We start from the raw sequence: 14,298 nt of genomic DNA, 5'->3' as shown, positions 1-14,298 counted from the left end.
GCGCCCGCGGGCGCGCCGCTCAGTCTTTCTTCTTACTCTCGCGCCGCCTGAGCCACCAGTGGGCGGCCACGACCACCACCACCGCGAGGATCAGCCAGATCCAATGCTTAAGATGGGCGTCCAGATGGTGCAGCCACGGGCCGACCACCTCGCCGCCAAGATAGCCTATGGTAGTAAACAGCAGGGCCCACACCAGCGCTCCGACAATATTCAGCGGCAGGAAAATGCGCGGCGGCAGGCGGCTGGCGCCGATCAGCAGGGGGCCGATCACCCGGAAGCCGTACATAAAGCGGGTGCCGATGACAAACAGCCACGGCCGGTGCTGGATCATGCGCTGCGCTTTCCGGATCCGCGCCTTCTGGCTGGCGAAACGGCGCAGAATGCGCCCGCCGAAGCGGCGACCAAGCAGATAGAGCAGCTGATCGCCAATCATCCCGCCGAGGGCGACGGCGATCACCACCAGGGGAAACTTCAGTAGCCCCTGATGCGCTGCGACGCCGCCCAGCAGGGTAATGGTCTCACCTTCCGCCATGCTGCCGACGATCAGCGCCGCGTAGCCATACTGGGAAATCAGGTGATTGATATCCATAAACAGCTTTTCTCCTTACCTCATCACCTCTTAATCATACACCCTGCTGACCAAAACGCGGCGAAGCAGATTTTTTGCGCTGTACACAAAATAATCTGCAGGGTGAATTATACTTGAATCAGTGCAGTACGAAGCCGTGACAAGGGGGACGCTATGAACCATGTCTGGGGGCTCTTCGCTCATCCCAACCGGGAGATGAGCGTGATTAAGAGCGAGAATGAAACCATTTCTCATCACTATACGCACCATGTGCTGCTGATGGCGGCGGTTCCGGTGGTTTGCGCCTTTATCGGCACCACGCAGTTGGGCTGGAACTTCGGCGACGGCACTATTATTAAACTGTCGATGTTGACCGGGCTGGCGCTGGCGGTGCTGTTTTATGCCGTGATGCTCGCCGGGGTGGCGATCATGGGGCGGGTCATCTGGTGGATGGCCAGGCAGTATCCACAGCAGCCTTCCCTGAAACGCTGCATGGTATTTGCCGGCTATGTGGCCACACCGCTGTTCCTGAGCGGGATTGTGGCGCTCTATCCGCTGGTCTGGCTATGCGCGCTGATCGGTACCATTGCCCTGTTCTATACTGGCTATCTGCTCTATCTCGGGATCCCGACCTTCCTGAGCATTAACCGGGAAGAGGGGCTCAGTTTCGCCAGCTCAACCCTGGCCATCGGGGTGCTGGTGCTCGAAGTCCTGCTGGCGATCACCGTGGTGCTGTGGGGGTATGGCTACCGACTCTTCTGATCGGACGTAACGGGTCAATATGCATTGCCGGCAAATATGTATTTTATGTCGGCAATGCAGCATTTCTTCACGATTCTTATTAGGCACAGGGCCTTACAGCGCGGTATGATGGCGTTTGCCAGCGAAGTTGCCCACTTAACCTCGCGGCGTACGTTGCATAACGTGCAAAAATACTTTTCAGAATGCCCATGATGCCGAAATTTCGAGTCTCTTTGCTCAGCCTGACCTTGCTGCTGGCTGTGCCTTTTGCGCCCCAGGCGTTAGCAAAAACCTCCGCGGCGGTGACCGCCTCGCAGCCGGACATCGCTTCCGGCAGCGCCATGATCGTCGATCTGGCCACCAAAAAAATCATCTACGCCAGCCAGCCGGATCTGGTGCGCCCGATGGCGTCGATCACCAAGGTGATGACCGCCATGGTGGTGCTCGATGCCCATCTGCCGTTGGATGAGATGCTGACGGTGGATATCAGCCATACCCCGGAAATGAAGGGGATTTACTCGCGCGTGCGTCTCAACAGCCAAATCAGCCGCCGCGATATGCTGCTGCTGGCGCTGATGTCTTCCGAGAACCGTGCGGCCGCCAGCCTGGCGCATCACTATCCGGGCGGCTACGACGCCTTTATTCGCGCGATGAACGCCAAAGCGCAGGCGCTGGGGATGACCCATACCCGCTACGTGGAGCCCACCGGTCTGTCAGTGCATAACGTCTCCACCGCCCGCGATCTGACCAAACTGCTGATCGCCAGCGAGCAGTACCCGCTGATCGGCCAGCTGAGCACCACCAAAGAAGAGACCGCCACCTTTGCCCATCCGGCCTACAGCCTGCCGTTCCGCAACACTAACCATCTGGTGTATCGCGACAACTGGAACATCCAGCTGACCAAAACCGGCTTCACCAACGCCGCCGGCCACTGCCTGATTATGCGCACGGTGATCAACCAACGCCCGGTGGCGCTGGTGGTGATGGATGCCTTCGGCAAATATACCCACTTTGCCGACGCCAGCCGTTTGCGCACGTGGATCGAGACCGGGAAGGTGATGCCGGTGCCGGCTTCGGCGCTGAGCTATAAGAAGCAGCGCGAAGCGCAGATGGCGGAGGCGATGCTGAAAGGCGGCGCCCAGACCGCGCAGAACGATTAATCTGCACATCCCCCGGATGACGGCGCATTGCGCCTTATCCGGGCTACGTGATTTGGCACCCGGTTCGCCCCCTTCGTAGGCCCGGCAAGCGCAGCGCCGCCGGGCAATCAGGCCGAGTGGCGGATGGTGGCTGACGCCTTATCCGGCCTGGGTGATTTGGCGCTGGGTTCGCCCCCTTCGTAGGCCCGGCAAGCGCAGCGCCGCCGGGCAATCAGGCCGAGTGCCGGTGGTTGTGGCGGATGGTGGCTGACGCCTTATCCGGCCTGGGGAACCGCGCTGAACGGTAGCCCGGCTGAGGCGTTTACGCCGCGAGCCGGGGATTTGACGCCGAATATTACTCCGGGAGCGTCCAGTCGCCGTCACCCAGCGCGCGCTGCATAATCAACGTATCCCGCCAGTCGCCCATCTTATAGCCGACGCTGCGCAGCTGACCCGCCACGGTAAAACTGAACTTTTTATGGATCGCCAGCGAGCCGGCATTGTTATGGCCATCGCCGATGATCGCCAGCATCTGCCGCCACGGGCCTTTCTCGCATTCGGCGATCAGCCGCGACAGCAGCGCGCTGCCGATGCCGCGCCCGCCCATTCCGGACTCCACGTAGATCGATTCCTCGAGGGTATAGCGATAGGCCGGGCGCGGGCGATAGAAAGTGGCGTAGCAGTAGCCGACGATAGCCCCGCGCCACAGCGCGACCAGCCAGGGCAGCCCGTTATCGCGCACGGTCTGGATCCGTTTACGCATTTCGTCAACGGTGGGGGGGATCTCTTCGAAGGAGGCGCGGCCATTAAGCACGTGCCAGACATACAGCGCGGCGATGGCGTGCGCATCGTCGGGCAGCGCTTCACGAATTTCTAAATCACTGTCGAGTAACGGGGCCTCTGCGGGCATGGCGGCGCTCCTGAATCTGCCGGAGAGACATTCTCCGGCGTGCAGCGTAATACAGAAGCGCCAGGCTGAATAGTCCTGCCGCCGATTATTGCGGATCCGCCGGGGAGACCGGCGCCGGGGCCGCTTCACCCCAATATTTCTGCTTACTGGTTTTACCAATCCCCGGGTTCATGCTGTTGGTCGGATCGTTCTGGCGATAGAACTGCTGCAGGCTCTCCGGCGCTTCATACAGATGACCCACGTTATGCTCCGCCGGGTACTGGGCGCCGCGCGCTTTCAGCAACTCCAGCATCTGCTCCTTCAGCGCATGGGCATCGACCCCTTTCTTGACGATGTAATCCTGATGGAACACATGACACATAAAGTGGCCATAGTAGAGCTTGTGCACCAGCTGGCTGTCGATCTCCGGCGGCAGATGTTCGAACCACTCGGTATCGTTGCGGCGCAGGGCGATATCCAGCGCCAGAATATCTTCGACTTCGTCGGCATGCACCGCCTGATAGCGGATCGCCGCGCCGGCGGCGGCAAAGCGATGGAGAAACGCCTTACTGCCTTCCTCCGGCGTACAGGCGAAGAAATCTCCCTCGGCCTGCTGGAAGTATTCCGTCAGCCAGCGCTGTGCTTCTTCGATGCCGTCGCCGGCCATCTTCAGCAGCAGATGGTGTTCATATTTGTCGCGCCAGGTTTTCATCCGCTCCGGTAAATGCGCCGGGAAGACGTGGCCGAGCTTCTGCATAAAGCGGTCGGTAAAGTGCGGTTTAAACAGCGACACTTTCTCCAGCATCGCGTCGGTTCGCCCCTTCATGGTGAAGAAGAACGGCATTTTGTCGGTGCCGAGCTTGTCGATCATCAGGAAGGTGTCTTTGCCATACTTCTCGGCGATATCGTAAATATCGCGGTGCATATATTCCCCGGCCACCGGCAGATGCTGGAACTCGGCGAGGATATGGCGGCGGATCTCGGTCAATACCTGCGGCTGGTTCGTGCCAATGTAAAACACCTGCTGGCGCTTTTCCGCCGGGAAGGTATCGAGACGCACGGCGAAAACCGCCAGCTTGCCGGCGCAGCCGGAGGATTCGAACAGGCGGTCCGGGTCAGCGTTGTAGCGTGCCGGGGTGTCGGCATCGACATCGCGCACGCGGGTAACATAGTCGTGATCGTGGGCGTGGCGGCCATCGTGCAGCACATCGCTATCGCTGATCCGCTCGTCGTCGAGTCGGCTGAGGATCTGCTCCGGCGTACTGCCGAGATCGATGCCCAGATGGTTGACCAGCTTCAGCTTGCCGTCGGCGTCAATCTGTGCGAACAGCGACATCTCGGTGTAGGCCGGCCCGCGCTGCACCAGGGAACCGCCGGAGTTGTTGCAGATCCCGCCGATCACCGACGCGCCGATGCACGATGAGCCGATCACTGAGTGCGGCTCGCGCCCCAGCGGTTTCAGCGCTTTTTCCAGTGAGTAGAGCGTGGTGCCGGGCCAGGCCAGCACCTGCTCGCCTTTGTCCAGCAGATGCAGTTTATCCAGGCGCAGAGTGCTGATAATCACGATCTCGCGATCGTAATCATTGCCGTTGGGGGTGGAGCCTTCGGTCAGGCCGGTGTTGGCCGCCTGCATCAGAATGATTTTATCGGCGTCGACGCAGGCGTTGAGCACGCGCCAGAGTTCCAAAAGGGTGCCGGGAAAGACAACCGCCAGCGCCTCGCCCTGACCGGAGCGGAAGCCTTTGCGGTAGCGCTGGGTTTTTGCCGGGTCGGTCAGCAGATGCGAAGGGCCAACCAGGCGCGCGAGGTCAGCCAGAAACGTTTTATTGGTGTTAGTGGGTGCAGATGACATGTTCCACTCCTTGTGGTGGTGCGCGAAATATCGAGGATAAGCATAGCGCTTTGTATGACAATTTGATGCATGAATGTTTCGCAAAAATCAGAGAAGAACCTTAGCATTCTGCGGGCGCGTTGTTTATATATATGGCAAACTGCGGTTTTTATTATGTTTTACCGAGTCCCCGTCTGAGAAAAAGCGAGATAACAATGAAATGGCTCTGCACTGTAGGCGTCGCCGTGAGTCTGGCGCTGCAACCCGCGCTGGCGGATGAACTGTTTGGTAACCACCCCCTGACCCCGCAGGCGCGGGATGCCTTTGTCACCGACCTGCTGAAAAAAATGACCGTAGACGAGAAAATCGGCCAGCTGCGTCTGATAAGCGTCGGCCCGGATAACCCCAAAGAGGCGATCCGTGAAATGATCAAAAACGGTCAGGTGGGGGCGATTTTTAATACCGTTACCCGCCCGGATATCCGCGTGATGCAGGATCAGGTGATGCAGCTCAGCCGCCTGAAAATCCCGCTGTTCTTTGCCTACGATGTGCTGCACGGCCAGCGCACCGTCTTCCCGATAAGCCTCGGCCTGGCCTCGTCGTTTAACCTCGACGCGGTGAAGACCGTGGGCCGGGTGTCAGCTTATGAAGCCGCCGATGACGGGCTGAACATGACCTGGGCGCCGATGGTCGACGTCTCCCGCGACCCGCGCTGGGGACGCGCTTCCGAAGGGTTCGGGGAAGACACCTATCTGACCACGATGATGGGTCAGGCGATGGTGGAGTCGATGCAGGGCAAAAGCCCGGCGGACCGCTATTCGGTGATGACCAGCGTCAAGCACTTCGCCGCCTACGGCGCGGTGGAGGGCGGGAAAGAGTACAACACGGTCGACATGAGCCCGCAGCGCCTGTTCAACGACTATATGCCGCCGTATAAAGCCGGGCTGGATGCCGGCAGCGGCGCGGTGATGGTGGCCCTGAACTCGCTGAACGGCACCCCGGCGACCGCCGATTCCTGGCTGCTGAAAGATGTCCTGCGCGACCAGTGGGGCTTTAAAGGCATCACGGTCTCCGACCACGGCGCCATTAAAGAGCTGATCAAGCACGGCGTGGCCTCCGACCCGGAAGACGCGGTGCGCGTGGCGCTCAAGTCCGGCATCAACATGAGCATGAGCGACGAGTATTACAGCAAGTACCTGCCGGGGCTGGTGAAGTCCGGCAAGGTGACCATGGCCGAGCTGGATGACGCCACCCGTCACGTGCTTAACGTCAAATATGATATGGGGCTGTTCAACGATCCGTACAGCCACCTGGGGCCAAAAGATTCTGACCCGCAGGACACCAACGCAGAAAGCCGTCTGCATCGTAAAGAGGCGCGGGAAGTCGCCCGCGAGAGCCTGGTGCTGCTGAAAAACCGGCTTGATACGCTGCCGCTGAAAAAATCCGGCACTATCGCGGTGGTGGGCGCGCTGGCGGACAGCAAACGCGACATGATGGGCAGCTGGTCGGCAGCGGGCGTGGCCGACCAGTCGGTGACCGTCCTGACCGGCATCAAAGAAGCGCTGGGCGATAACGGCAAAGTGATTTACGCCAAAGGGGCGAACGTTACCGACGACAAAGGCATTGTCGATTTCCTCAACCTGTATGAGAACGCGGTGCAGGTTGACCCGCGCTCGCCGCAGGAAATGATCGACGAAGCCGTCGCGGCGGCGAAGCAATCCGACGTGGTGGTTGCCGTAGTGGGCGAGGCGCAGGGCATGGCCCATGAGGCCTCCAGCCGGACCGACATCACCCTGCCGCAGAGCCAGCGCAACCTGATTGCCGCCCTCAAGGCCACCGGCAAACCGCTGGTGCTGGTGCTGATGAACGGCCGTCCGCTGGCGCTGGTGAAAGAGGATCAGCAAGCCGATGCGCTGCTGGAGACCTGGTTTGCCGGCACCGAAGGCGGGCATGCCATCGCCGACGTGCTGTTTGGCGACTATAACCCGTCGGGCAAGCTGCCGATGTCCTTCCCGCGCTCGGTGGGGCAGATCCCAACCTACTACAGCCACCTGAATACCGGTCGTCCGTATAATCCTGAGAAGCCGAACAAGTACACCTCGCGCTACTTCGATGAAGCCAACGGCCCGCTGTACCCGTTTGGCTACGGCCTGAGCTATACCACCTTTAGCGTCTCCGATGTCACCATGTCGTCGGCCACGCTGCCGCGCGACGGCAGCGTGACCGCCAGCGTGCAGGTGACCAACACCGGCAAACGCGAAGGGGCGACGGTCATTCAGCTGTATCTGCAGGATGTCACCGCCTCCATGAGCCGGCCGGTAAAAATGCTGCGCGGCTTTAAAAAGGTCAACCTCAAGCCGGGCGAAACGCAAACCGTCAGCTTCCCGATCGACGTCGACGCGCTGAAGTTCTGGAACCAGCAGATGAAATACGTCGCTGAGCCGGGCAAATTCAATGTCTTTATCGGCGTGGACTCCGCCCGCGTGAAGCAGAGCGAGTTTGAGCTGTTGTAAGACATAGCCCTTAAGCGCAACGTCACACTTAAAAGGCCGATTAATCGGCCTTTTCTTTTTCGTATCGCTGGCAAATGGACTACGCTTTTCTCTTAAGCTTCTGTAAGCGAAGCGCAAAAGAACTGAGGGATGCGGGATGAAGATGGCGACGAAATGGTCCGGCGCGCTGGCGCTGGCCGCCCTGATAAGTGTGCCGCTGCAGGCGGCAGAGCCGGTGAAGGTCGGCTCGAAAATTGATACCGAAGGGGCGCTGCTCGGTAATATGATCCAGCAGGTGCTGGAAAGCCACGGCGTCAAAACGATTAACAAAATCCAGCTCGGCACCACGCCGGTGGTGCGCGGGGCGATTGTCGCCGGCGAGCTGGATATCTACCCGGAATATACCGGCAATGGCGCTTTTTTCTTTAAAGATGAAAACGACCCGGCATGGAAGAATGCCCAGCAGGGCTATGAGAAGGTGAAGCGCCTGGATCAGGAGAAACATCAGCTGGTATGGCTTACCCCGGCGCCGGCCAACAACACCTGGACCATCGCCGTGCGTCAGGAGCTGGCGGAGAAAAATCACCTGACTTCGCTGGCCGACCTCAGCCGCTATCTGCAGCAGGGCGGCGAATTTAAGCTGGCGGCCTCGGCGGAGTTTATTGAACGCCCGGACGCGCTGCCGGCGTTTGAAAAAGCGTATGACTTTAAACTCAACCAGAACCAGCTGCTGTCGCTGGCCGGGGGCGATACGGCGGTGACCATCAAAGCGGCGGCGCAGCAGACCTCCGGTGTCAACGCGGCGATGGCCTACGGCACCGACGGCCCGGTGGCGGCCCTGGGATTACAGACGCTGAGCGACCCGCAGGGCGTGCAGCCGATTTACGCCCCAACGCCGGTGGTGCGCGAGACGGTGCTGAAAGCCTACCCGCAGATCGCCGACTGGCTGAAGCCGGTCTTCGCCAGCCTCGATGAAAAGACCCTGCAGCAGCTCAACGCCCGCATCGCAGTGGAAGGCCAGGATGCGAAGCGCGTGGCGGCAGATTATCTGCAGCAGAAAGGCCTGCTGAAGTAAGCCACCGGTGACCATTCGCTGTACTCACCGCGTCGGCCTGCTGCTGACAGGCCTGCTGCTGGTTACGCTGGCGCTGCCGTTTATCACTTACGCGCCGAATCGCTTACTCTCCGGGGAAGGGCGCGGGCTGTGGCAGGTGATGCCCTGGCTCGCCGGCGTTCAGCTGGCGGCAGCCCTCGCCGGGATCCTGCTCTGCTGGCTGCCGGGCAGGGTCGCGCCGCTTCTCCATCTGCTGCTGGCCGAACTGCTCTTCCCGCTGCTTATCTGGGGCAGCGGCCAGGCGGCGCTTGAGCTCTCCCGGCACGGCTCGCCGCTGGCGCGCACCTCGCCCGGCAGCGGCCTGTGGCTGTCGCTGGCGCTCTGCCTGCTGCTGGCCAGCGAGGCCATTCGTCATCTTACCGCCCGGCCGCTATGGCGCTGGCTGCTCAATGCGCAAGTCTGGCTTCTGCCCATCATCCTGCTCGCCGCCGGGGCGCTCGATCAGCTCTCGCTGCTGAAAGAGTATGCCAACCGCCAGGAGGTGTTTGACGACGCTCTGCGCCAGCATCTGCTTCTGCTGTTTGGCACCCTGCTGCCGGGCCTGCTGATCAGCCTGCCGCTGGGGGTATGGCTCTGGCGGCGTCCGCGCTGGCAGGCGCCGGCCTTCACCGTGCTCAATGTGATCCAGACTATCCCGTCGGTGGCGCTGTTCGGCCTGCTCATTGCCCCGCTTGCCGGTGTGGCGCGCTATTTTCCGGCGCTGGGCGAGCTGGGCGTCTCCGGGACCGGCGTGGCGCCGGCCCTGATTGCCCTGACGTTGTATGCGCTGTTGCCGCTGGTGCGCGGGGTGGTGACCGGCCTGCAGCAGGTGCCGCAGGATGCGCTGGAGAGCGCGACGGCGATGGGCATGAGCGCCGGGCAGCGCTTTCGTCAGGTGCAGCTCCCGCTGGCGATGCCGGTGCTGCTGCGCAGCCTGCGGGTGGTCAGCGTGCAAACCGTCGGCATGGCGGTGGTGGCGGCGCTGATCGGCGCCGGCGGCTTTGGCGCGCTGGTATTTCAGGGGCTGCTGAGCAGCGCGCTGGATCTGGTGCTGCTGGGCGTGGTGCCGACCATTGCCCTGGCGGTGGTGGTGGATGCTCTGTTCGCGCTGTGGGGCGCCTGGCTAAAAGGAGAGGCCAATGATTGAATTTCAAGGGGTCAGCAAAGCGTTTGCCGGCCACCCGGCGGTGAAGGACCTGACCCTGGAGCTGCGCGAAGGCGCCTTTTCGGTGCTGGTGGGGACCTCCGGCTCGGGCAAGTCGACGACGCTGAAAATGATCAACCGCCTGCTGGAGCCGGACCGGGGCATGATTCGCTTTGCCGGCGAAGACATCCGCCAGCAGCCGCTCCTGACCCTGCGGCGACGGATGGGCTATGCCATCCAGTCTATCGGCCTGTTTCCCCACTGGACGGTGGCGCAGAATATCGCCACCGTGCCGCAGCTGCAAAAATGGCCGCGGGCGAGGATCGCCGACCGGGTCGACGAGCTGATGGCGCTGCTGGGGCTGGAGGCGACGCTGCGCGACCGCTACCCCCATCAGCTTTCCGGCGGCCAACAGCAGCGGGTCGGGGTGGCGCGGGCGCTGGCGGCAGACCCGGAGGTGCTGCTGATGGATGAACCCTTCGGCGCTCTCGACCCGGTGACCCGCGAGGCGCTGCAGCAGGAGATGCTGCGCATTCACCGCCTGCTGGGGCGGACGATTGTCCTGGTGACCCATGATATTGACGAAGCGCTGCGTCTGGCGGACCACCTGGTGCTGATGGACGGTGGCGAGGTGGTCCAGCAGGGGGCGCCGCTGGCGATGCTCCTGCGGCCAGAGAATAGCTTTGTGCAGACCTTTTTTGGCCGCAGCGAGCTGGGCGTGCGCCTGCTGTCGCTGCGTGAGGTGCGGGACTATCTGCGCCCCGACGAGCGGCTGGCGGGCGAGGGGCTGATCGTCACCATGACCCTGCGGGAAGCGCTATCGCAGTTTGTCGCCCGGCGCTGCGAGGCGCTGCCGGTGGTGGATGCCGAGGGGCAGCCCTGCGGCACGCTGCATTTTGCCGATCTGCTGCGCCAGGAGGCGAGTCATGAAGGCGCTTCGTGAGCCGTTGTGGTGGCTTATCGCGCTGTTCATCGGCCTGCTGATGGGGCTACCCTACAGCGCGCCGCTGTTCAGCCGGCTGTTTCCGGAGCTGCCGCGGCCGGTTTACCAGCAGGAGAGCTTCTGGGCGCTCACTCTCGATCACGGCTGGCTGGTAGTGGTATCCAGCCTCGTGGCAACCGCCGTCGGGCTGGGGGCAGGGGTGGCGGTTACCCGGCCCGCGGGCAGCGCGTTTCGTCCGCTGGTGGAGACCATCGCCGCTATCGGGCAGACCTTTCCGCCGGTGGCGGTGCTGGCGATGGCGGTACCGGTGCTGGGCTTTGGCTGGCTGCCGGCGCTGATCGCCCTCGCGCTGTATGGCATACTGCCGGTGCTGCAGGGGACGCTGGCCGGGCTGGGATCGATACCGTCGGGCGTGTCAGATGTGGCAGAAGGGATGGGAATGACCGGCTGGCAGCGTCTGTATAAGGTGGAGCTGCCGCTGGCGGCCCCGGTGATCCTGGCGGGGATCCGCACCTCGGTCATCGTCAATATTGGTACCGCGACGATAGCCTCGACGGTGGGGGCCAATACGCTTGGGACGCCGATCATCATCGGCCTGAGCGGGTTTAATACCGCCTATATTGTGCAGGGGGCGCTACTGGTGGCGCTGGCGGCGATCATTGTCGACCGCGCGTTTGAGCGTCTGACCCGCTGGATCAGCCGACACCGCCACGCACAATAAAGGAATAGCCGGCCATCATTACGCCGCTGATCCCGCCGATGGCCATAAGTAAGAAGAGAGTGACGACCGCGATTTTCGCTGGCTTCATAATAGGCTCCTGATGTTAACAGGGGGATTATACGGTGAAGCGCAGGTGTTAATGAAACATTAATTGCGGTTTAGCGCGCCGCGCCGGGCTTTTTGCCTATTTGGCTGAGCAACGCGCCGCAAAAAAGTGTGATCCTGCCCGTCATTTTTCATTTTTATGCAGGGCTTCAAAGAAAGTTTTCGCCAGTCAGGGTATGGTACGCGCTTTCTGAAATGTGTGGTTTGCGGGTATGTACGAGTTTGATCTGGTGTTGCTGCTGCTTCAGCAGATGTGCGTATTTTTGGTCATCGCGTGGTTGATGAGCAAAACCCGACTGTTTATCCCCCTGATGCAAGTCACCGTTCGCCTACCGCACAAGCTGCTGTGCTACGTCACCTTCTCCATTTTCTGCATTATGGGGACCTATTTTGGTCTGCATATCGAAGACTCTATCGCCAACACCCGCGCCATCGGCGCCGTGATGGGCGGCCTGCTCGGCGGCCCGGTGGTCGGCGGGCTGGTGGGGCTGACCGGCGGCCTGCACCGCTACTCGCTGGGGGGGATGACCGCCTTAAGCTGTATGGTCTCCACCATCGTCGAGGGGCTACTGGGCGGTCTGGTGCACAGCGTGCTGGTCAAACGCGGCCGGCCGGACAAAGTCTTTAGCCCGCTCACCGCCGGGGCGATCACCTTCGTGGCCGAGCTGGTGCAGATGATGATCATTCTGCTGATTGCCCGCCCGTTCCAGGACGCACTGCATCTGGTGCAGAGCATTGCCGCGCCGATGATGGTGACCAATACCGTCGGTGCGGCGCTGTTTATGCGCATTCTGCTGGACAAGCGGGCGATGTTCGAGAAGTACACCTCCGCTTTTTCCGCCACGGCGCTGAAGGTGGCGGCGTCCACCGAGGGGATCCTGCGTCAGGGGTTCAACGAAGAGAACAGCATGAAGGTGGCCCAGGTGCTTATCCAGGAGCTGGATATCGGCGCGGTGGCGATCACCGATCGCGACAAGCTGCTGGCGTTTACCGGCATCGGCGACGACCACCATCTGCCGGGCAAACCTATCTCCTCGTCGTATACGCAACGGGCGATTGAGACCGGGGAGGTGGTGTATGCCGACGGCAACGAGGTTCCCTACCGCTGCTCGATTCATCCGCACTGTAAGCTGGGATCGACGCTGGTGATCCCCTTACGCGGTGAGAACCAGCGGGTGATCGGCACCATCAAACTGTATGAGGCGAAAAACCGTCTGTTCAGTTCGATCAACCGCACCCTCGGAGAGGGGATTGCTCAGCTGCTGTCGGCGCAGATCCTCGCCGGGCAGTACGAGCGGCAGAAGGCGCTGCTGACGCAATCCGAAATCAAGCTCCTGCATGCCCAGGTTAACCCGCACTTCCTGTTTAACGCGCTCAACACCCTGAAGGCGGTGATCCGTCGCGACAGCGAGCAGGCCGGCCAGCTAGTGCAGTATCTGTCGACCTTCTTTCGCAAGAACCTGAAGCGGCCGACGGAAATCGTCACCCTCGCCGATGAGATAGAGCATGTTAACGCCTATCTGCAGATTGAGAAGGCCCGCTTTCAGGCTAACCTGCAGATCCAGATGGCGGTGCCGGAAGGGCTGGCGCATCACCAGCTGCCGGCCTTTACCCTGCAGCCGATCGTGGAGAACGCCATTAAGCATGGCACATCGCAGCATCTTGGCGTCGGCGAAATTACCATTCGCGCCAGCCAGGACGATCGCTGGCTGCAGCTGGATATCGAAGATAACGCCGGGCTGTACCAGGCCAACCCTCAGGCCAGCGGGCTGGGGATGAATCTGGTGGACAGGCGGCTGCGGGCGCGTTTTGGCGCCGACTGCGGCATCAGCGTCACCTGCGAGCCGGAGCGCTTTACCCGTGTCACCCTACGTCTGCCCCTGGAGGAGAATGCATGCTGAGAGTATTGATCGTCGATGATGAGCCGCTGGCGCGGGAAAACCTGCGTATATTGCTGGAGACACAGCGCGATATCGAGATCGTCGGCGAGTGCGGCAACGCGGTGGAGGCGATTGGCGCGGTACATAAGCTGCGTCCCGACGTGTTGTTTCTCGACATCCAGATGCCGCGCATCAGCGGTCTGGAGATGGTCGGGATGCTCGACCCGGAGCACCGCCCCTATATTGTGTTTCTCACCGCCTTTGATGAATACGCGGTGAAAGCCTTTGAGGAGCACGCTTTTGACTATCTGCTCAAGCCGATTGAAGCTGCGCGGCTGGAGAAAACCCTCGCCCGCCTGCGCCAGGAGCGTAATCTGCAGGATGTGTCGCTGCTGGATGATGCTCAGCAGACGCTGAAATACATACCCTGTACCGGTCACAGCCGTATCTGGCTGCTGCAGATGGAGGATGTAGCCTTCGTCAGCAGCCGGATGAGCGGCATCTACGTGACCGACCGCGAGGGCAAGGAAGGGTTTACCGAGCTGACCCTGCGCACCCTTGAGAGCCGCACGCCGCTGCTGCGCTGCCATCGCCAGTATCTGGTGAATATGGCGCACCTGAAGGAGATTCGCCTGGAGGAGAATGGTCAGGCGGAGCTGCTAATGCGCGCCGGGCAAACGGTGCCGGTGAGCCGACGCTATTTAAAAAGCCTGAAAGAGGCGATTGGCCTGTAAAGCTGCTACACTGCGCCC

Annotated in this window: 13 protein-coding genes; 9 read left to right on the top strand and 4 right to left on the bottom strand. The window is 61.4% G+C overall.

Annotation, left to right across the window (positions count from 1 at the left end; genetic code table 11):
* Window positions 1-19: 19 nt before the first annotated feature.
* Complete coding sequence (locus CE636_RS07190) at window positions 20-589, bottom strand: DedA family protein (RefSeq protein ID WP_017899334.1); 570 nt, start codon at window positions 587-589, stop codon at window positions 20-22.
* A gap of 153 nt (window positions 590-742) precedes the next feature.
* Here CE636_RS07190 and CE636_RS07185 point away from each other — a divergent pair, with 153 nt between their 5' ends.
* Both CE636_RS07185 and pbpG read left to right on the top strand, forming a co-directional pair.
* On the top strand, window positions 743-1,330 hold the full coding sequence (locus CE636_RS07185) for a Yip1 family protein (protein WP_004201605.1): 588 nt from the start codon (window positions 743-745) through the stop codon (window positions 1,328-1,330).
* Window positions 1,331-1,518: 188 nt separating this feature from the next.
* The gene (gene pbpG, locus CE636_RS07180; RefSeq protein WP_017899335.1) at window positions 1,519-2,469 is read left to right on the top strand and encodes a D-alanyl-D-alanine endopeptidase; all 951 of its coding nucleotides are present in this window, start codon (window positions 1,519-1,521) and stop codon (window positions 2,467-2,469) included.
* Between the two features lie 334 nt (window positions 2,470-2,803).
* On the opposite strand, the gene CE636_RS07170 is transcribed toward pbpG, so the two are convergent.
* Together CE636_RS07170 and dld are read right to left on the bottom strand one after the other, a co-directional pair.
* Window positions 2,804-3,358 (bottom strand): GNAT family N-acetyltransferase, encoded by a 555-nt coding sequence (locus tag CE636_RS07170; RefSeq protein WP_017899336.1) that lies wholly within the window; start codon window positions 3,356-3,358, stop codon window positions 2,804-2,806.
* 85 nt (window positions 3,359-3,443) lie between these two features.
* On the bottom strand, window positions 3,444-5,189 hold the full coding sequence (gene dld / locus CE636_RS07165) for a D-lactate dehydrogenase (protein WP_004201602.1): 1,746 nt from the start codon (window positions 5,187-5,189) through the stop codon (window positions 3,444-3,446).
* Window positions 5,190-5,383: 194 nt separating this feature from the next.
* On the opposite strand from dld, the gene bglX reads away from it, so the two are divergent.
* From bglX to CE636_RS07140, 5 genes are all read left to right on the top strand, one after another.
* Window positions 5,384-7,681 carry a beta-glucosidase BglX gene (gene bglX / locus CE636_RS07160; protein WP_004201601.1) on the top strand — a complete coding sequence of 766 codons (2,298 nt, stop codon included), beginning with the start codon at window positions 5,384-5,386 and terminating at the stop codon, window positions 7,679-7,681.
* A gap of 136 nt (window positions 7,682-7,817) precedes the next feature.
* Window positions 7,818-8,735 carry an ABC transporter substrate-binding protein gene (locus CE636_RS07155; RefSeq protein ID WP_004201600.1) on the top strand — a complete coding sequence of 306 codons (918 nt, stop codon included), beginning with the start codon at window positions 7,818-7,820 and terminating at the stop codon, window positions 8,733-8,735.
* A gap of 7 nt (window positions 8,736-8,742) precedes the next feature.
* Entirely contained in the window at window positions 8,743-9,900 is a 1,158-nt protein-coding gene (locus CE636_RS07150; RefSeq protein ID WP_017899337.1) for an ABC transporter permease, read from the top strand.
* Window positions 9,893-10,840: an ABC transporter ATP-binding protein gene (locus tag CE636_RS07145; RefSeq protein ID WP_017899338.1), complete on the top strand. Its 948-nt coding sequence runs from the start codon at window positions 9,893-9,895 to the stop codon at window positions 10,838-10,840. The genes CE636_RS07150 and CE636_RS07145 overlap by 8 nt, the downstream gene beginning before the upstream one ends.
* Window positions 10,824-11,561, top strand: a complete 738-nt coding sequence (locus CE636_RS07140; RefSeq protein ID WP_017899339.1) for an ABC transporter permease — start codon at window positions 10,824-10,826, stop codon at window positions 11,559-11,561. Before CE636_RS07145 ends, CE636_RS07140 begins: the two co-directional genes overlap by 17 nt.
* Here the strand turns inward: CE636_RS07140 and CE636_RS07135 are convergent.
* Window positions 11,536-11,649, bottom strand: coding sequence for a protein YohO (locus tag CE636_RS07135; RefSeq protein ID WP_017899340.1), 114 nt, complete (start codon window positions 11,647-11,649; stop codon window positions 11,536-11,538). The two genes, CE636_RS07140 and CE636_RS07135, sit on opposite strands and share 26 nt — an antisense overlap.
* A gap of 229 nt (window positions 11,650-11,878) precedes the next feature.
* Here CE636_RS07135 and CE636_RS07130 point away from each other — a divergent pair, with 229 nt between their 5' ends.
* Both CE636_RS07130 and btsR read left to right on the top strand, forming a co-directional pair.
* A complete protein-coding gene (locus tag CE636_RS07130) occupies window positions 11,879-13,567 on the top strand; it encodes a sensor histidine kinase (RefSeq protein ID WP_004201596.1) in 1,689 nt (562 codons plus the stop codon).
* The gene (gene btsR / locus CE636_RS07125) at window positions 13,561-14,280 is read left to right on the top strand and encodes a two-component system response regulator BtsR (RefSeq protein WP_004144215.1); all 720 of its coding nucleotides are present in this window, start codon (window positions 13,561-13,563) and stop codon (window positions 14,278-14,280) included. The genes CE636_RS07130 and btsR overlap by 7 nt, the downstream gene beginning before the upstream one ends.
* Window positions 14,281-14,298 lie beyond the last annotated feature (18 nt).

Source organism: Klebsiella sp. LY (assembly GCF_004010915.1).
GTDB lineage: Bacteria > Pseudomonadota > Gammaproteobacteria > Enterobacterales > Enterobacteriaceae > Klebsiella > Klebsiella quasipneumoniae.
Note: the sequence above shows the minus strand (reverse complement) of the source record. Positions and strands in the feature narration are given on the sequence as shown.

Excerpts from the sequence above, each read along its gene's own strand:
- dld (WP_004201602.1), bottom strand. The coding sequence starts at position 5,189 with ATGTCATCTGCACCCACTAACACCAATAAAACGTTTCTGGCTGACCTC.
- CE636_RS07185 (WP_004201605.1), top strand. The coding sequence starts at position 743 with ATGAACCATGTCTGGGGGCTCTTCGCTCATCCCAACCGGGAGATGAGC.
- CE636_RS07140 (WP_017899339.1), top strand. The coding sequence starts at position 10,824 with ATGAAGGCGCTTCGTGAGCCGTTGTGGTGGCTTATCGCGCTGTTCATC.
- bglX (WP_004201601.1), top strand. The coding sequence starts at position 5,384 with ATGAAATGGCTCTGCACTGTAGGCGTCGCCGTGAGTCTGGCGCTGCAA.
- CE636_RS07155 (WP_004201600.1), top strand. The coding sequence starts at position 7,818 with ATGAAGATGGCGACGAAATGGTCCGGCGCGCTGGCGCTGGCCGCCCTG.
- CE636_RS07170 (WP_017899336.1), bottom strand. The coding sequence starts at position 3,358 with ATGCCCGCAGAGGCCCCGTTACTCGACAGTGATTTAGAAATTCGTGAA.
- pbpG (WP_017899335.1), top strand. The coding sequence starts at position 1,519 with ATGATGCCGAAATTTCGAGTCTCTTTGCTCAGCCTGACCTTGCTGCTG.
- CE636_RS07145 (WP_017899338.1), top strand. The coding sequence starts at position 9,893 with ATGATTGAATTTCAAGGGGTCAGCAAAGCGTTTGCCGGCCACCCGGCG.
- CE636_RS07130 (WP_004201596.1), top strand. The coding sequence starts at position 11,879 with ATGTACGAGTTTGATCTGGTGTTGCTGCTGCTTCAGCAGATGTGCGTA.
- btsR (WP_004144215.1), top strand. The coding sequence starts at position 13,561 with ATGCTGAGAGTATTGATCGTCGATGATGAGCCGCTGGCGCGGGAAAAC.
- CE636_RS07190 (WP_017899334.1), bottom strand. The coding sequence starts at position 589 with ATGGATATCAATCACCTGATTTCCCAGTATGGCTACGCGGCGCTGATC.
- CE636_RS07135 (WP_017899340.1), bottom strand. The coding sequence starts at position 11,649 with ATGAAGCCAGCGAAAATCGCGGTCGTCACTCTCTTCTTACTTATGGCC.